This window comes from Protofrankia sp. CiP1_Cm_nod4 (assembly GCF_982290645.1).
The window spans coordinates 32181-34454 of record NZ_CEVIVC010000048.1 but is presented as its reverse complement, the minus strand read 5'-3'; the positions used below and the strand labels follow the sequence as shown (position 1 = coordinate 34454).

At 69.2% G+C, this 2274-nt stretch carries 3 protein-coding genes and 1 tRNA gene; 3 read left to right on the top strand and 1 reads right to left on the bottom strand.

Annotated features, from left to right (window positions below):
* On the bottom strand, positions 1 to 411 hold a 411-nt coding region (locus AC5LSR_RS11630), incomplete at its 3' end, for a DUF4234 domain-containing protein (protein WP_493468441.1).
* A 674-nt stretch (positions 412 to 1085) separates the two neighbouring features.
* On the opposite strand from AC5LSR_RS11630, the gene AC5LSR_RS11625 reads away from it, so the two are divergent.
* The 3 genes from AC5LSR_RS11625 (at position 1086) to AC5LSR_RS11615 (ending at position 2273) form a co-directional block, all read left to right on the top strand.
* Positions 1086 to 1544 (top strand): peroxiredoxin, encoded by a 459-nt coding sequence (locus AC5LSR_RS11625; RefSeq protein ID WP_250282186.1) that lies wholly within the window; start codon positions 1086 to 1088, stop codon positions 1542 to 1544.
* A 37-nt stretch (positions 1545 to 1581) separates the two neighbouring features.
* Positions 1582 to 1986 carry a hypothetical protein gene (locus AC5LSR_RS11620; protein WP_250282188.1) on the top strand — a complete coding sequence of 135 codons (405 nt, stop codon included), beginning with the start codon at positions 1582 to 1584 and terminating at the stop codon, positions 1984 to 1986.
* A 215-nt stretch (positions 1987 to 2201) separates the two neighbouring features.
* Positions 2202 to 2273: transfer RNA gene (locus tag AC5LSR_RS11615), tRNA-Val, on the top strand.
* The last annotated feature ends 1 nt before the right edge of the window (position 2274 follow it).

Sequence of the window (2274 nt, the reverse complement as noted above, 5' to 3'; positions counted from 1 at the left end):
AGGTACCTGCTGTCCTTCCACCGAGCCCGGGTAACGGTCCCAGATTTTGTTGATCTCATACTGGAGGTACAGCGGGCCGCCGCCGACGAGCCAGAGGACGAACGCGACACCGGCGCTCAGCTCGGGCAGGCCGGCCGCCCGCTGGGCCTGGCGGGCGCGGGTGCCCAGCCGCCACACGGCCACGAGCGACGGCACGATCAGGAGCCCTCCGAGCGTCACCGCGAGCACCGACAGGACCGGGTTGACGTCGATCCGCCGGTCGTAGGCGTTGAGCTCCTTGTTGGTCTTGTAGACCCACACGATGTCGTAGATGCCAAAGGTGATCAGAGGCAGGCCGAGCCAGGACGCGAAGGGGTTGCGCCGTCGGCCGCGGATACCCGCGCCCACCGGCTGCGGGTAGACGTCGGGCACAGGGGCGCCCGGCGTGAGGTACCCGGCCCCGTATCCAACTGGCCTCCGTGCCCGGGCTGGTCCCCGTAGCCGGGCTGGTCCCCGTGTCCGAGGCTGCTGTGACGATCCCCCGGCGGGGGCTGGTCGTACGGATTCGTGCTGTGTGGCCCAGGCGGCTGCTGTCCGTACTCATGTTGACCATACGGACCGAAATTCTGATCGGTCACCGTGCTCCCTGCTTTTTCGTGTGCCGTCGTCTCGTACATCCCTCGCGGTTTCATACACCCCGACGGATGTGCCGATCCGGGCCGATCGGAACAACACCGGCAGACCGCCCGGCAGCCGCGCGAGGCGTCCGCCGCCGAAGGAAGCGGATACACCCGGTGAAACGGATGGAAGCGTGAAGCGAGTGGGAGCGGGGTGACGGCAGGCGCGTCCGGGTCGACGGGACGGGATGAACGTTACCGGCCAGGACATCCGACCAGTAGCCTCCGGCCACATCGGCGCCGTATGACGGACCGGGAAGCACAGGAGGTGACAGGAGGCCGGCGGGAGGTGGTGGCCGGCGGCGCCGGCGCGGGCGGCCACCGGCGCGGGGGATCCTGATCCAGGGGCCGATCAGATGGCATGCTGGGAACGGGTGGCCAGCCGCCCCTTATCCGAATACACACCGTTACTGTCGAGAGGATGTGCCAGTGGCCGTCGACGTGGGCAGCATCGCCCCTGACTTCACCCTGCGTGATCAGAACAACGAGGAGGTCGCACTCTCGGAGTTCCGTGGGCGGCGTAACGTCGTCCTCCTGTTCTACCCCCTGACCTTCACCGGTATCTGCCAGGGCGAGCTCTGCGCGGTCCGCGACGATCTCTCGTCGTTCCAGAACGACGATGTGCAGGTTCTCGCGGTCTCGGTCGACTCGCCCTACGCCCACAAGGTGTGGGCGGAGCGCGAGGGATACGACTTCCCGTTGCTGGCCGACTTCTGGCCGCACGGCGAGGTGGCGCGCAGCTACGGCGTCTTCGAGGAGAGCAAGGGATTCGCCGTCCGGGCGACCTTCATCATCAACAAGGAGGGCGTCGTCCACTGGAAGATCGTGAACGGCCCCGGTGAGGCCCGGGACCACACCGAGTACCTCAAGGCGCTCGCCGCGCTGTAGGCTGCACCCGCTCTTTCCCGTCACATCAGGTTGCAGGATGCCGTGCTTTCGTTGTCACACCCGCCAGACCGACCCCACCCGGGGAGCCAGCCCGTGGCGGCGGGCGGTCGTGGCGGGTGAGCAGGTGCTGTTCTGCCCGCAGTGCCAGCAGACGGTCGGCTGGTCGCAGACCCTCGACCGCTGCGGCAACTGCGGCTCGACACACCTGGCCAAGGCTCTCGGCCTGATCTCATGCCAGGACTGCGGCCGGGAGATCCAGCCGGCCCTGTCCGGTCCTGATCTTCCGGCCGGCTCTGCTCTTCCGATCCGTACGTCGACGTCGACCCCGGCCTCGGCCTCGGCGTCGGGGGAGGCGCCCGCACAGCCGGTGCCCGCACCCCCCGAACTCAGCGCCGAGGTCGAGGCCGCCCTCGCCCGGATGCTGGGCCACAGCCTGAGGTGACCGGTGACGTGTGCCCGCTCGGCCCGTCCGACCGGCGGCAGGGCCAAGCGGGCACACGCACGGGCCAGCGGCGCGCCCGGACAGCCGGCAACCCCGCGCCGGGCCCGGACGGACGTTCCCCGGCACGGACGACGTCGACATCCGTACCGGGCACCGGTTTCCGTGGCATCCATCCCCCACAGCCGTGCGCTGTTGCGTACGCTTACGAGCATCCCGGGCGCGTAGCTCAGCGGGAGAGCGCTCGCCTTACAAGCGAGTGGTCGCAGGTTCGATCCCTGCCGCGCCCAC

What these genes read in the sequence shown, in the direction of transcription:
- AC5LSR_RS11620 (WP_250282188.1), top strand. Translation starts at nt 1,582, where the DNA reads ATGCCGTGCTTTCGTTGTCACACCCGCCAGACCGACCCCACCCGGGGA.